The 13283-nt window shown below is 54.3% G+C and carries 16 protein-coding genes; 4 read left to right on the top strand and 12 right to left on the bottom strand.

Features of this window, described 5'->3' with window-relative positions; genetic code table 11:
* Nucleotides 1-209 precede the first annotated feature (209 nt).
* On the bottom strand, nt 210-1316 hold the full coding sequence (gene asd / locus J2X14_RS11955; protein WP_352411440.1) for an aspartate-semialdehyde dehydrogenase: 1107 nt from the start codon (nt 1314-1316) through the stop codon (nt 210-212).
* A gap of 242 nt (nt 1317-1558) precedes the next feature.
* Between asd and J2X14_RS11950 the strand changes: the two genes are divergently transcribed.
* Complete coding sequence (locus J2X14_RS11950) at nt 1559-2152, top strand: YhgN family NAAT transporter (RefSeq protein WP_352411439.1); 594 nt, start codon at nt 1559-1561, stop codon at nt 2150-2152.
* A 52-nt stretch (nt 2153-2204) separates the two neighbouring features.
* Here the strand turns inward: J2X14_RS11950 and gntU are convergent, their stop codons facing one another.
* The 4 genes from gntU to J2X14_RS11930 form a co-directional block, all read right to left on the bottom strand.
* Nucleotides 2205-3545: a gluconate transporter gene (gene gntU, locus J2X14_RS11945; protein WP_352411438.1), complete on the bottom strand. Its 1341-nt coding sequence runs from the start codon at nt 3543-3545 to the stop codon at nt 2205-2207.
* A 9-nt stretch (nt 3546-3554) separates the two neighbouring features.
* A complete protein-coding gene (gntK, locus tag J2X14_RS11940; RefSeq protein ID WP_352411437.1) occupies nt 3555-4091 on the bottom strand; it encodes a gluconokinase in 537 nt (178 codons plus the stop codon).
* A gap of 139 nt (nt 4092-4230) precedes the next feature.
* Entirely contained in the window at nt 4231-5226 is a 996-nt protein-coding gene (gene gntR, locus J2X14_RS11935; RefSeq protein ID WP_352411436.1) for a gluconate operon transcriptional repressor GntR, read from the bottom strand.
* Nucleotides 5227-5383: 157 nt separating this feature from the next.
* Complete coding sequence (locus J2X14_RS11930) at nt 5384-6079, bottom strand: pirin family protein (protein ID WP_352411435.1); 696 nt, start codon at nt 6077-6079, stop codon at nt 5384-5386.
* Nucleotides 6080-6340: 261 nt separating this feature from the next.
* On the opposite strand from J2X14_RS11930, the gene J2X14_RS11925 reads away from it, so the two are divergent.
* Nucleotides 6341-6586, top strand: coding sequence for a type II toxin-antitoxin system Phd/YefM family antitoxin (locus tag J2X14_RS11925; RefSeq protein WP_352411434.1), 246 nt, complete (start codon nt 6341-6343; stop codon nt 6584-6586).
* Entirely contained in the window at nt 6586-6987 is a 402-nt protein-coding gene (locus tag J2X14_RS11920; RefSeq protein ID WP_352411433.1) for a type II toxin-antitoxin system VapC family toxin, read from the top strand. The genes J2X14_RS11925 and J2X14_RS11920 overlap by 1 nt, the downstream gene beginning before the upstream one ends.
* 310 nt (nt 6988-7297) lie before the next feature.
* On the opposite strand, the gene J2X14_RS11915 is transcribed toward J2X14_RS11920, so the two are convergent.
* The 5 genes from J2X14_RS11915 to ggt form a co-directional block, all read right to left on the bottom strand.
* A complete protein-coding gene (locus tag J2X14_RS11915; RefSeq protein ID WP_352411432.1) occupies nt 7298-7714 on the bottom strand; it encodes a structural protein in 417 nt (138 codons plus the stop codon).
* Between the two features lie 62 nt (nt 7715-7776).
* Nucleotides 7777-8007 carry an Rz1-like lysis system protein LysC gene (lysC, locus tag J2X14_RS11910; RefSeq protein WP_502890004.1) on the bottom strand — a complete coding sequence of 77 codons (231 nt, stop codon included), beginning with the start codon at nt 8005-8007 and terminating at the stop codon, nt 7777-7779.
* Nucleotides 7898-8326: a DUF2570 family protein gene (locus J2X14_RS11905; RefSeq protein ID WP_352411430.1), complete on the bottom strand. Its 429-nt coding sequence runs from the start codon at nt 8324-8326 to the stop codon at nt 7898-7900. Before J2X14_RS11905 ends, lysC begins: the two co-directional genes overlap by 110 nt.
* Before the next feature lie 85 nt (nt 8327-8411).
* Complete coding sequence (locus J2X14_RS11900) at nt 8412-8699, bottom strand: phage holin family protein (protein ID WP_352411429.1); 288 nt, start codon at nt 8697-8699, stop codon at nt 8412-8414.
* A gap of 521 nt (nt 8700-9220) precedes the next feature.
* On the bottom strand, nt 9221-10969 hold the full coding sequence (gene ggt / locus J2X14_RS11895; protein WP_352411428.1) for a gamma-glutamyltransferase: 1749 nt from the start codon (nt 10967-10969) through the stop codon (nt 9221-9223).
* A 199-nt stretch (nt 10970-11168) separates the two neighbouring features.
* Between ggt and J2X14_RS11890 the strand changes: the two genes are divergently transcribed.
* A complete protein-coding gene (locus J2X14_RS11890; protein ID WP_352411427.1) occupies nt 11169-11471 on the top strand; it encodes a DUF2756 domain-containing protein in 303 nt (100 codons plus the stop codon).
* On the opposite strand, the gene ugpQ is transcribed toward J2X14_RS11890, so the two are convergent.
* On the bottom strand, nt 11468-12211 hold the full coding sequence (gene ugpQ / locus J2X14_RS11885) for a glycerophosphodiester phosphodiesterase (protein ID WP_352411426.1): 744 nt from the start codon (nt 12209-12211) through the stop codon (nt 11468-11470). The two genes, J2X14_RS11890 and ugpQ, sit on opposite strands and share 4 nt — an antisense overlap.
* Nucleotides 12208-13281 (bottom strand): sn-glycerol-3-phosphate import ATP-binding protein UgpC, encoded by a 1074-nt coding sequence (locus J2X14_RS11880; protein WP_352411425.1) that lies wholly within the window; start codon nt 13279-13281, stop codon nt 12208-12210. Before J2X14_RS11880 ends, ugpQ begins: the two co-directional genes overlap by 4 nt.
* Between the last annotated feature and the right edge of the window lie 2 nt (nt 13282-13283).

Raw genomic sequence — 13283 nt, 5'->3', positions numbered from 1 at the left:
AAATATTAGCAAGGATATTATTGCTAATGTTTATATCAACTGTTGTGGAAAGCACTATTAGATAATGGGAATTAATATCTGAAGCGCATTGCCCAGCCTGGAGGGAGAGAGACATGATTAACAGGCAAATGTAATGCGTGTACCTTACCTCATACATGACAATATTTAGTTTACTGCCCCATCCTGAACTCAAATGGGGCAGTCGCCGATTAATCTACCAGCAAACGCAGCATACGACGCAGCGGTTCCGCTGCGCCCCATAGCAGCTGGTCGCCGACGGTGAAGGCGGAGAGATATTCCGGCCCCATATTCAGCTTACGCAAGCGTCCGACCGGCGTGGTCAGCGTGCCGGTGACCGCCGCAGGCGTCAGCTCACGCATAGTCAGCTCACGGTCGTTGGGCACCACTTTAACCCACTCATTATGCGCGCCCAGCAGCTGTTCGATTTCCGCCAGCGGCAGATCTTTTTTCAGCTTCAGCGTGAAAGCCTGGCTGTGGCAGCGCAGCGCCCCCACGCGGACGCAAAGGCCGTCAACCGGGATGGTCTGTTGCGTGCCGAGGATCTTGTTGGTTTCCGCCTGGCCTTTCCACTCTTCGCGGCTCTGGCCGTTCTCCAGCTGCTTATCAATCCACGGAATCAGGCTGCCGGCCAGCGGCACGCCGAAATTATCCACCGGCAGCGTGCCGGAACGGGTGAACGCGGTGACTTTGCGCTCAATATCCAGTATTGCCGACGCCGGATTTTGCAGCTCAGGCGCCACATGGTTGTGCAACATACCCATTTGCGTCAGCAGCTCGCGCATATGACGCGCGCCGCCGCCGGAAGCCGCCTGGTAAGTGGCGACCGAAGCCCATTCCACCAGATCCTGCGCAAACAGGCCGCCCAGCGACATCAGCATCAGGCTGACGGTGCAGTTGCCGCCGACAAAGGTTTTGATGCCTTTATCCAGCCCCTCGCGGATCACGCGATGGTTAACCGGATCGAGGATGATAATGGCGTCATCTTTCATGCGCAGCGTCGAGGCCGCGTCAATCCAGTAACCCTGCCAGCCGCTGGCGCGCAGCTGCGGATAGATCTCACTGGTATAGTCGCCGCCCTGGCAGGTGATAATAATATCCAGCGCGCGCAGCGCCTCGATATCATACGCATCCTGCAGCGTACCGCCCTGCCCGCCAACCGTCGGCGCGGCCTGGCCATGCTGGGAAGTAGAGAAAAATACCGGACGAATCGCGTCAAAATCACGCTCTTCATTCATGCGCTGCATCAGCACTGAGCCGACCATACCGCGCCAACCAATAAGACCTACATTTTTCATTGAACACCTGCTACAGGCTACCGGTGCGATAACTGACTCACCTGAGTAGCGCCTGACCGTCTGAAAAGTGAAAATACCGGTTCGCCAGAAAGCGAAGCCCGCCTGCGAAAATGGGTTTACCTGCGACCTTCAACTCTACAAAATGCAGCACGGCTGGCAAGTGAATTAATTCGATGGTGTTAATCTTTTCAACAGCATTGCTAATAACGGCGCTGCTGACTTACGCGTAAAGAGCAAAATAAATGACTGAAATGATCTCTGCGACCATATTATTGCTGTTGATTATGGATCCGCTCGGCAATTTGCCGATTTTTATGTCGGTTTTGAAACATCTGGAGCCGAAGCGGCGGCGCATTGTTCTGATTCGTGAAATGTTGATTGCGCTGGCGCTGATGCTGCTTTTTTTGTTTGCTGGCGAAAAAATTCTGGCGTTTCTGAACCTGCGCACCGAAACGGTTTCCATTTCCGGTGGCATTATTCTGTTCTTAATCGCCATTAAAATGATCTTCCCCTCGCCGGAAAGCAGCAGTACCGGCCTGCCGGTGGGCGAGGAGCCTTTTCTGGTGCCGCTGGCCATCCCGCTGGTGGCCGGGCCTTCTCTGCTGGCAACGCTGATGCTGCTTTCGCATCAATATCCGCATCAAATGGGCTATCTGGTCGGCGCGCTGCTGTGCGCATGGGGCGTCACGGTGGTGATTTTGCTGCTGTCCGGCCTGTTTCTGCGGCTGCTGGGCGACAAAGGCGTTAATGCGCTGGAGCGTTTGATGGGCCTGATTTTGATTATGCTGGCGACGCAGATGTTCCTGGATGGCGTGCGCGCCTACCTGAAGATTTAGCCGAACGGGGTAAGGGGTAAAGCGGGCGGACGACCAGCATCCGCCCGTACTATCAGGAGAGCAGCTCGAAGGCGATCATGCCGATAATTGCGCCGGTGGTGCCCAGAATGGTTTCCATCAGCGTCCAGGTTTTCAGCGTTTGCGCTTCGGTTGCGCCGGTAAAGCGGCCGAACAGCCAGAAACCGGCATCGTTCACATGACTGACCACAATCGATCCGCCTGCGATACACAGCGACAATGCCGCCATCTGCGCGCCGTTATAGTGCAGCGGCTCAATCACCGGCATCACCAGCCCGACCGCGGTCAAACAGGCCACCGTCGCCGATCCCTGAATGATGCGCACCGCCGCAGCGAGAATAAAGCAGGCCAGCGCAATCGGCAGCCCGGCGCTGGTTAACGCATTGCCTAAAGCCGGACCGACGCCGGAATCCACCAGCACCTGCTTAAACACGCCGCCCGCGCCGATCACCAGCAGAATAATGCCCGCCGGTTGCAGCGCGCTGCCGCATACCTGCATCACCTTCTCTTTATCCATGCCCTGACGCCAGGCCAGGCCATAAATCGCCAGCAGCAGCGCCAGCAGAATGGCGGTAAAGGGATGGCCGATAAACTCCAGCCACTCATACAGACGCGACCCTTCGGCGGTAAAGCGCGCGCCAATGGTTTTCAGCCCCACCAGCACCAGCGGGAACAGGATCAGCGACAGGCTGAAGCCAAAGGAGGGCAGCTTATGCGCTTCCACATCCGGCTGCGCCGTATCTTCCGGCACGTTAAAAGTGACATGACGGCTGATAAAATTGCCGAACAGCGGACCGGCGATCAGCATACCAGGCAGCGCCGCGCACAGCCCCAGCAAAATCATCCAGCCAAAATCGACATGCATCTGCGAAGCCAGCAGCATGGGCGCCGGGCCAGGCAGCAGAAACGCCGCCGCCGCCGCCACGCCTGCGAACAGCGGGATCACCAGTTTTACCAGGTTATCGCCGGTGCGTCGGGCGACGGCGAACGCAATGCTGATCAACAGCACCACCGCCACTTCAAAGAACAGCGGCAGCGCGCAGATTAATCCCGCGATGCCCATCGCATAGTGCGCCCGGCTTTCGCCGAACGATTTCAGCATACGAATGGCGATTTGATCGACCGCGCCGGTTTCATGCAGGATTTTGCCGAACATCGCGCCCAGCGCCACCACCACAGCAAGAAAGCCGAGCGTGCCGCCCATGCCTTTTTGCATGGTTTCAGCGATTTGATCCAGCGGCATCCCGGAAAACAGACCGGCACCAAAAGAGACTAATATCAGGGCGACAAAGGCGTGCATACGCGCCTTCATGACCAGAAACAGCAGCAGAACAACCGAACCTGCTGCGGTTAAAACCAGGGTTGCGGTACTCATCAGAAACAACTAGTCCTTTTTGATCGCACCCTGAATGGTAGCGATAGTAGCGGCAACGACATCCGGCAGGGTGTGATTAATATCCACCACCAGCACATCACTTTCATCGACGCCCGGCTCTTCCAGCGTATCGAACTGAGAGACCAGCATTTGCGGCTTAAAGAAATGGCCTTTGCGCGCCTTCAGGCGGCTTTCAATCGTTTCGAACTCGCCTTTCAGATAGATAAAGGAGAGGTTGCTGTTGCCCTGACGCAGAATGTCGCGATAGCTTTTTTTCAACGCGGAGCAGACGATAATCGAAACCGCCTGGGTACGCTGCATCGCGAAGGCCGCATCGTTAACCGACTGGAGCCAGGGACGGCGATCGTCATCGTTCAGCGGATGGCCTTCAGCCATTTTTTCGATGTTCCCGCGTGGATGCAGAAAATCGCCGTCGAGAAACGCGGTTTTCAGCTGGTGTGAGACTTCATAAGCGACGGCAGATTTGCCGCTGCCTGATACGCCCATCAAAATGAATACGTGATGTGACGGCGACTGATTTTGCATTGTAGTTAGCTCCGGCAGATGAAAAGGCGCATGTTACCGATAACATCGCCACATCCATTCTCAGTACGTGCGTTCATCAGCGCAACCTGTCTGACAGGAAAAGCCTGGAATTGTGAGCAGGTTCAAAAAAACGTCAGATTCAGATGCTCTCCCCTTCCTCAATCTCGAACCCCACATCCACCGGCTGATGCGTACGGCTTTCGCCACCGATGCGCGCCAGCAACAGCGCGGCGGCTTCGCGCCCCATCCGATCGCGCGGCGTCAGTACGGTAGCCAGGCGCGGCGTCACCACATGGGCAATATCGTGCCCGTGAAAGCCCGCAATCGCCATTTGCTGCGGCACGCGCAATCCCTGGCGCTGACATTCAAACATAGCACCGATCGCCAAATCATCATTGGTGCAGAACAGGCTGTCGGTTTGTGGATAGCGTCGCCGCGCTTCGCTCAGCAGCATCGCGCCTGCGCTAAACGAGGAGGCTTCTTCCATCATGACGCTGTGCGGCTCCAGCCCCGCTTCCCGCATCGCCAGCGCGTAGCCCTGCTGCTTTTGCAATGTGCGTTCATCCAGCCGCGCGCCCAGGTAGACCGTATGACGATGCCCTTTCGCCAGAATCGCCCGCGTCATCTGGCGCGCTGCCTCGACGTTATCAAAGCCCACCGCCATATCCAGACAGGGCGACACGCTATCCATCATTTCAATCACCGGAATGCCTGCGGTTTCAATCATGCGCAGGCTGGCAGGCGTGTGGGTACGCTCGGTAAGGATTAACCCGTCGATGTTCCAGCCCAGCAGCGAGCGCAGCTGCAATTCTTCTTTTTCAGGGTTGTAGCCGAAGTGGCCGACCAGCGTCTGATAGCCCGCCGCATCGGTAACGCTTTCAATGCCGCGCAACACGTCGGCGAAAACCTGGTTGGTAAATGAAGGCAGCAGCACGCCAATAGCGCGGCTGGTGGCGTTAGAGAGCATATCGGGCGCGCGGTTAGGGATGTAGCCCAGCTCATCCAGCACCACGGCGATTTGCGCGCCGAGCGCGGCAGAGACCTGCTGCGGATTACGGAGATAGCGGCTGACGGTCATTTTCGTCACGCCGACGCGATCGGCAACATCCTGAAGCACGGGTCTTTTTTTCTTCATTATCATTCGCAGGCCAGAGGGAGATGACAGTGAGTTTACAAAAAAACCGCAGCAGTAACGAGCGGGGAAAACGCGCCCTGGCGGGCAATTTCAGCGCATTGCTAAATCGCAGACAAAAAAAACCGCCGTCGGGTGAGGACGGCGGCCTGATGCACACTTACACCGGCGGCAGATCGAACAGCAGGATCTCGGCATCGCTGCTTGCCTGCAGCGTCAGCGCACGCTCTTCCCAGATGGCTAACGCATCGCTGGTGGCGATCGGCTGGTCATTAACCTGGACGTCGCCTTTTACCACCTGAATCCAGATGCGGCGTGCCGGATCCAGCGCAACGCTATCGCTCTCGCCCGCCTTCAGTACCCAGCGCGACAGCGTCATATCCTGATAAACCTTCAGCGAACCGTCACGGGCGTCCGGTGACAGAATCAGCTGGCGGCCCGTAACATCCGCAAAGCGGCGCTGGTCGTAGCGCGGCTCAATGCCGGTTTTTTCCGGGATGATCCAAATCTGATACAGATGCAGCGGCTCGCTGCTGCTGGCGTTGTATTCAGAATGACGCACGCCGGTGCCTGCGCTCATGATCTGGAACTCGCCTGCCGGGATCTGCTCTTTATTGCCCATGCTGTCCTGGTGCTCTACGGTGCCAGAAAGCACGTAAGTCAGGATTTCCATATCTTTATGAGGATGGGTGCCGAAACCCTGGCCGCCCGCGATAACGTCTTCGTTAATCACGCGCAGCGCCGAGAAGCCCATGAAGTTGGCGTCGTAATAGTTAGCGAATGAAAAAGTATGCCAGCTATCCAGCCAGCCGTGGTTCGCATGACCGCGTTCTTCAGCTTTGCGTAAGTAAATCATGTTCAATGCTCCTCAACGTTTTTTTCTAGTCTGCGGCCGGAGCGGATTGAATGATAGCTGAAAAACTTCACGCCTCTGTTCAAAAAAAATGAATGGGATCGAGTAGCAATATAACACGCTCTTCTGCGTTGCGTATGCGGCGATCGGCCTGGGGTTAAACTGTTTATTTGTTATCCAAAGAGTTGTCCTGAAAAGGTTGACCAACTCTAAGCGATAGCGCAAAATTTATACAGAAATCAACTCTCTCTAAAAGGATGATTCGTGGAAAAAGTTAACATTTATGATGCTAAAACGAACTTGTCTAAACTGGTACAGGAAGTTGCCAGAACGGGCGAGCCCTTTGTTATTGCTAAAAACGGTCAGGCGCTGGTTAAAGTGGTGGCATATCAGGAAGCACAGCCAAAGCGAAAAATGGGTTTTTTACAAGGGAAAGGTAGCGTGCCAAAGGATTTTGATGATTTAAATGCTGCTGAAATTGAAGAAATGTTTGCCGGGAAAGAAGCCTGATGCCCCTTTTACTGGATACTAATATTTTGTTATTTATGGCTTACGAGCCGGACAGATTAAAAGCCCAGGTTTTGGGATTGTTAGAAAATACTGAGAACAAGCTTTGCTTCAGCGCTGCCAGTATCTGGGAGGTGGTTATCAAAAGCAGTCTGAACAAGCCTGATTTTTCCATTAATCCTGTCGAATTCAGAGATGGCCTTGGCGACGCGGGTTTAATTGAGATTCCGGTGAAAAGCGAACATGCACTTCTGGTGGCGGGGCTACCCGACAAATTACATAAAGATCCCTTTGATCGTCTTATCGTGGCTCAGGCTAAGCATGAGCAAATGCCCTTAGTCACCAGCGATGGCAAATTAATCGAATCCGTTAATGATTACATTACTGTCATCGCTAACCGCTAGTTAAGTGTCGTCACATCGGATTGGACGCTCTGTTACGCCATTCTCGTTGATGTCTTTAACCGGTAAGCGGCTTTCGGGCTGCTAATAAGGGCGAAAAAAAAGCCAGCTCTTGGCTGGCTAAAAAAATACTGGAAGCAATGTGAGCAATGTCGTGCCTTCGCAGAGAGCCCGATGCCGGTCTCGCTGGAGTGCATGGCAATAATAATCATTATCATTCGTATCTGTAAAGCTTTTTATCATCTTCTGGCAACATACATTGCCTCTTTCTTCGCGCTGCCAGAGGTGCGGCTAAAGCATTAGCACAACACCTTTAACTACCTGCCAGCTCCAGCGCACGCAGAAAAACCTCATCTTCATAGGGCTGACAGCCATTCTCATGCCGTATAATGGCCTGCAATAACGCAATCATGAACTGATGGTCACGCGTATCTACCGGGCTATCAGGGCACACGCCAAGAGCATCGGCGACATGACAAACATAAGACCGGGTGTCATTCTCAACGGCAGGTGCCCAGCGCTCGATAAAATGGCGAAGGGTATGCAAACCGTAACGCTGTTGATAACCACGTAAAATAATGATCATGGCGCGAATGCCATATTCGGGGCTGATAAACTGACAGAATGCCTGATCGGTTTGCATCGGCCGCGCGATTAACCCCAACCATGGTTCTCCTTTACGTATATTGCCTGGATTATTATTACGTACCCCACGACTTACGCTGTTCATCGTTTATTTCCTTATATAGCGAACAATGATTTTACTGGCTAAGTAAAAGGCGATTATTTTAATTAATTCTCTTTGGTGGCTGCGTTAATTAATGGAAAAATAGCCAACAGCGCCTTTTTGTCGCTATTACATTTATCCAGCGTCAGGCTGAGCCTGGCAACATAATCGGGATAATCGCCCCAGCTATGCACATCGAAGACAGGTGCCTGACACGGCATCAGTAAATTTTCCGGCAGCGGAAAATCTGCTAACGACAAGGTGTTTGAGGGCGTCGCGTTGCAGCCTGATAACATCATCAGGCACAGACTTATCAGCGCAATCATTCTCTGCCAGCTTATTCTGCAGCGCTTTACGTACGGCATTATTTTTTTCCTCTAACTTTTTCTGCGTTATTTGCTGTTCAGCAACGGCGGCACTCAGCGTGGCGGCATGGTTTTTCAGGTGCCGCAGATGCGTATTAAGCTGTTCCAACTGCGATTTCAGGCTGGCATTCTGTTGCTTTAAACTATTTACCTGTTGATATTGCATGCGCAGCCAGAGCGTGCCGCCAAATAACCCAGCGATGCCAGCTATAAAAACAAATAAACGCAGGTTAAAAAGAACTTTCATCATAAGCGATTCCTTTACTGGCGCTTTGAATTATGGGAAATTCGCCACGCAGACTAAGATCGAAAGCCGCTCTGGTTCGGTAACATTGTCAGCGTGCTTTGAACAGGCTACAACCGAAGGTGCTACATACGCAGACGCATATCAGCGTCATCGCATTACTAAAATCTCGTTCATAGCCGTAAATGCCACCCAGCAGGCCGGTGAAACAGGAGATCGTCATTTGTGATAACAAGCCTGTCCAGGACCATTTTTCAATGGAGTTATCGGTCAAATACCGTACCACGCCGCCCCAGGCGGCGAAAAAAAACAATACGCCCCACATCATTAGGGAGTGATGCTGTAGTTTAAAAAGAAAAATACGCAGAAAAGATGTCATGATGTTCTTCCTTATAAGCAAACAGCTTTCACGCTGTCTATCATCATGTTGAGTTGATTCCGTTCCTTTTTCCGAACCAGTAATGCTTATTGACTCGTGCAATATAAGGATAACAAAACCGAGGGGGAATAAGCGAGCGGGAAGGAACTATAATTAATTAGCTATCAATTAAAAATCAAAAAAAACTTTAGTGGCAAAACACTGTTTCAGCTGATACCAATCTGTGCTTACTTTTGTTGCTATAGTGTAATTTTACATCTGATTTTTCCTGGCAGGTTATGAGAGGGTACTTTATTGAATAATCTATTATGAAATTATTTTTGAAAACGGCATTTTAACGTTAATAATAATTTTTTAATTAAAAGAAAACAGAAATTAAACCGCCATCCACTACACTTGTTAACGCTATAACAATACATCCGCTGATACAATGGTCTATTTCTCTTTAAGCGCTCCCGGAAATGCGCTGCCCTTTCCTGATTTACGCCGTGTCGGAATCACATTCCCGACACGGCGTACGGTTAATACCCTGCCGTTAAATCATCTACGGTGCGCGGATCGGATGCGCCATAACGCATGCCGTCAGGCCCGATCATAATGCTTTGCGTGCTGCCCATCGCAGGCAATACTTCCACGTTTTGTCCTTTCGCGCGCAGCAGCTTAAGCGTATCCGGGCTGAACCCCTTCTCAACGCGCAGCTGATCCGGCAGCCACTGATGGTGGAAACGCGGCGCGTTGGTCGCTTCCGCTACGTTCATACCGAAATCAATGCTGTTTACCACCATTTGCAGCACGGTGGTAATAATCCGGCTGCCGCCAGGGCTGCCGGTTACCAGCCAGGTTTTGCCCTCTTTTGCCACAATCGTCGGCGACATAGATGAGAGCGGACGTTTGCCCGGCTGAACGGCGTTGGCTTCCCCGCCAACCAGGCCATACACGTTAGGCGTACCAGGACGTGCGGAAAAATCATCCATCTCATTATTCAGCAAGATACCGCTGCTGCCCGCCACAATACCGCTACCGAAGTTGGTGTTCAGCGTATAGGTCACCGCAACCGCGTTGCCCTGTTTGTCCACCACCGAAAAGTGCGTGGTCTGGTTACTCTCATAGGGTGTGAGTTTACCCGGCTTGATCTCCGCCGAAGGACGCGCTTTGGCGAGATCGATCTGCTGCGCCAGCGATTTCGCATAAGCTTTGCTGGTTAACGCCTGCCACGGCACCTTTACAAAATCGGGATCGCCAAGATATTCCGAGCGGTCAGCGTAGGCATATTTCTCCGCTTCGGCGATGGTCTGCATCGCGTCAGCGCTGCCAAAGCCCATTTTCGCCAGATCGAAATTTTCCAGAATATTCAGGATCTGCACGATATGAATGCCGCCGGAAGAGGGCGGCGGCATGGAAAAGACCTGATAGCCACGGTAGCTGCCGCTAATCGGCTCGCGCTCTACGGCGCGATAACTCGCCAGATCCGCTTTGCTAATCAGGCCGCCATGCTGCGCCATCTCGGCCGTGATTTGATCGGCTATCTCGCCCTTATAAAAGGCGTCTGCGCCCTGTTTGGCAATCAGCGACAGGCTATGCGCCAGGTTCGCCTGCACCAAACGCTCGCCTTTTTGATAAGGCGTGCCGTCCGGCTTAAAGAAGATGGCTTTGCTGTTTTCATGAGAAAGCAGCACTTCTTTGCCGTAGTTATTCAGGTCATCCGCCAGCGCATCATTGACGATAATGCCTTTGCGCGCCAGTTCAACGGCAGGCTGCACCAGCTTGCTTAGCGGCAGCGTACCGTACTTTTGTACCGCCAGCGCAAAGCCCGCGACCGTACCGGGCGTCCCGGAGGCCAGCGGCGAGGTCAGAGAAAGTTTGCTGTCCGCATTGCCCTGCTTATCCAGAAACATATCGCGGCTGGCGCGCGCGGGTGCGACTTCACGAAAGTCGATAGCCGTCGCACGACCAGAAGCGGTACGCAGCAGCATAAAACCGCCACCGCCCAGATTACCCGCCTGCGGGTGGGTCACCGCCAGGGCGAATCCGACCGCTACGGCGGCATCCACCGCATTGCCGCCCTGACGCAAAATATCTACGCCGATCTGCGTGGCGGTGGCATCCACCGACGCCACCATGCCCTGCGTCGCCCGTACCGGATGGAAGGTGTCTGCCTCAATACCATATGAAACCGGCGGCGCGTTCTGTACCAGCGCCGCTGCCGATCCGCCCCACAGTAGCGTCAGCAACGCAGCGGTGAGCCGCCATCCCGTTATTTTTTTCTGCATATCATCACCCTTATTGTTATTTACATTGTGTTTACTTTTCTTAAACTTGCACAAAATAAAGACAAAAAGCGAGCCTTAACGCAAATTAGCTTCCCGCCACAGGCCGATCGCTGGAGGTGAGTTAAACTTAGAGCAGGCAACACACAGCGATGCCGCTCTGGCGTCGTTCCGTTACGCTGCCAATCAAGAGGAAGAGAAAGTGAAGAAACTACTGATGGTTTTTATCGCGCTGCTGCCGCTGAGCGGCATGGCGAATACGCTGAACAATAACAACAATAATCCTAATCAGCCGGGTTACAACCCGAGCCAGCAGCGCCTGGAAAACAATATGCAAACGCGTCAGATGCAGCAGCAGAATAAACTGCAACAGGATCGGCAGCAGCAAACGCAGCAAATGCAGCGCCACATGCAGGAACAACGTAACAATACGCAGCAGCGCGTTTTACAGTCGCAACCCGGCAGCAATACGCCGCCGCCGGTTTATCAAAACAATACCCGTTAATCCCTGAAATCGGGGCCGATAATATCGATGCGATCGGTGCAGATCGCATCCACGCCCCACTCCAGCAGCGTTCGCGCACGCTCAGGCTGGTTCACGGTATAAACCAGTATCCTTAGTCCGGCCTGTTTAATCGCCGCGGTTCGCTGCGCATCCAGCAGGTGGTGATTCAGATGAAGGGAGACGCAGTCCAGCGCGGCGGTCATTGCCTGCCAGTCTTCATGCCATTCATCCAGCAGCAGCCCACGCGGCAGCTCTGGTGCGGCCTGCATCGCCGCCTCCAGCGCCACCGTCGAAAACGACGAGAGCAGCGGCGCGGTTTCGCCCTGCCACAGTTCACGCGCCGCCAGCGCTATCGCCTTTCCGGTTTGTGCTTCATAGCCGGTAGTGGGCTTGATTTCGATATTCGCCATTAATTGATGCTGACGGCAGCGCGCCGCCACCGCCTCCAGCAGCGGCAGCCGCTCCTGGGAAAAGGCGGCATCAAACCAGCCGCCAGCATCCAGCTGCGCCAGCTGCGGCCACGGCAGATCGCCTGCAATGCCCTGTCCGTTGCTGGTGCGTTCGAGCGTGTCGTCATGCAGCAGAAAAATATGCGCATCGCGCGACAGCTTGGCATCGAACTCCACCATGGCGTGGCCGTAGCGCGCGCCGGTATCAATCGCCGCCAGGGTGTTTTCCGGTGCCAGTTTGCCGCCGCCGCGGTGGGCAACGATGGGGGGATAAGGCCATGCTTTATTCATTCCAGACGCACTCCGTGTTCAGCCGAGAAAAAGTGCAGCGCCTCAACGGGCAGATGCAGCCAGAGCATACTGCCCGGCTTCGGGCGCTCCTGATGCGGCAAGCGTACCACAAGGTGCTGATCGCCCCACCTGCCGTGCGCCAGATTATCTGCCCCCAGGATCTCCAGCGTATCAACCACCAGCGGAATACCGCCCTCTTCCCGACGGCTAAGGGTGATATGTTCCGGGCGGATGCCCAGCGTTGCCGCCTGATTCGCCCACTGCGTTTTCGCCACCGCCAGCGGCAAGGCCAGATTGTCGCTCAGTACAAAGGCGCTGCCGTCGTGGCTGAAGCGGCCTTCCAGCAGGTTCATCGCCGGTGAACCGATAAAGCTGGCGACAAAGCGCGTCGCCGGGCGTTCGTAAACCTCAACCGGCGTCCCGACCTGCTCGACCACGCCTTTATTCATCACCATCACCCGCTCCGCCAGCGTCATCGCTTCGACCTGATCGTGCGTGACATAGAGACTGGTGGTGCGCAGCCGTCGATGCAGCTGTTGCAGCTCCAGGCGCATCTGCACGCGCAGCCGCGCATCAAGGTTAGAGAGCGGCTCGTCAAACAGAAAGACCTCCGGCTCACGCACGATGGCGCGTCCCATCGCCACACGCTGGCGCTGACCGCCGGAGAGTTCACGCGGACGTCTTTTCAACAGCGCATCCAGCTCCAGGCTACGCGCCGCTTCCAGCACGCGCTGGCGGATCAGCTCACGCCCCATGCCGCGAATTTTCAGGCCGTACGCCATGTTCTCTTCCACGGTCATATGCGGATAGAGCGCATAGTTCTGGAACACCATCGCAATGCCGCGATCTTTCGGCTCCAGCTCGGTTACCCGCTGCCTGTTGATATAGATATCGCCGCTGGTGACGCGTTCCAGCCCGGCGACCATACGCAACAGCGTCGATTTGCCGCAGCCAGAAGGCCCGACCATTACCATAAATTCGCCGTCGCCAATCACCACATCCAGCGGCTGGATAATTTGCTGCTTGCCGTCATAAGATTTGGTGACGGCCTGAAGGGTTACTGCTGCCATAA

The sequence above is a fragment of the Mixta sp. BE291 genome, from assembly GCF_031457955.1.
In the GTDB taxonomy this organism is placed as follows: domain Bacteria; phylum Pseudomonadota; class Gammaproteobacteria; order Enterobacterales; family Enterobacteriaceae; genus Mixta.
The sequence above is the reverse complement of the archived record's forward strand: the minus strand, read 5'-3'. Positions and strand labels throughout refer to the sequence as shown.

Coding starts and splice junctions, on each gene's coding strand:
- asd (WP_352411440.1), bottom strand. CDS start 1,316: ATGAAAAATGTAGGTCTTATTGGTTGGCGCGGTATGGTCGGCTCAGTG.
- J2X14_RS11950 (WP_352411439.1), top strand. CDS start 1,559: ATGACTGAAATGATCTCTGCGACCATATTATTGCTGTTGATTATGGAT.
- gntU (WP_352411438.1), bottom strand. CDS start 3,545: ATGAGTACCGCAACCCTGGTTTTAACCGCAGCAGGTTCGGTTGTTCTG.
- gntK (WP_352411437.1), bottom strand. CDS start 4,091: ATGCAAAATCAGTCGCCGTCACATCACGTATTCATTTTGATGGGCGTA.
- gntR (WP_352411436.1), bottom strand. CDS start 5,226: ATGAAGAAAAAAAGACCCGTGCTTCAGGATGTTGCCGATCGCGTCGGC.
- J2X14_RS11930 (WP_352411435.1), bottom strand. CDS start 6,079: ATGATTTACTTACGCAAAGCTGAAGAACGCGGTCATGCGAACCACGGC.
- J2X14_RS11920 (WP_352411433.1), top strand. CDS start 6,586: ATGCCCCTTTTACTGGATACTAATATTTTGTTATTTATGGCTTACGAG.
- J2X14_RS11915 (WP_352411432.1), bottom strand. CDS start 7,714: ATGAACAGCGTAAGTCGTGGGGTACGTAATAATAATCCAGGCAATATA.
- lysC (WP_502890004.1), bottom strand. CDS start 8,007: ATGTTATCAGGCTGCAACGCGACGCCCTCAAACACCTTGTCGTTAGCA.
- J2X14_RS11905 (WP_352411430.1), bottom strand. CDS start 8,326: ATGATGAAAGTTCTTTTTAACCTGCGTTTATTTGTTTTTATAGCTGGC.
- J2X14_RS11900 (WP_352411429.1), bottom strand. CDS start 8,699: ATGACATCTTTTCTGCGTATTTTTCTTTTTAAACTACAGCATCACTCC.
- ggt (WP_352411428.1), bottom strand. CDS start 10,969: ATGCAGAAAAAAATAACGGGATGGCGGCTCACCGCTGCGTTGCTGACG.
- ugpQ (WP_352411426.1), bottom strand. CDS start 12,211: ATGAATAAAGCATGGCCTTATCCCCCCATCGTTGCCCACCGCGGCGGC.
- J2X14_RS11880 (WP_352411425.1), bottom strand. CDS start 13,281: ATGGCAGCAGTAACCCTTCAGGCCGTCACCAAATCTTATGACGGCAAG.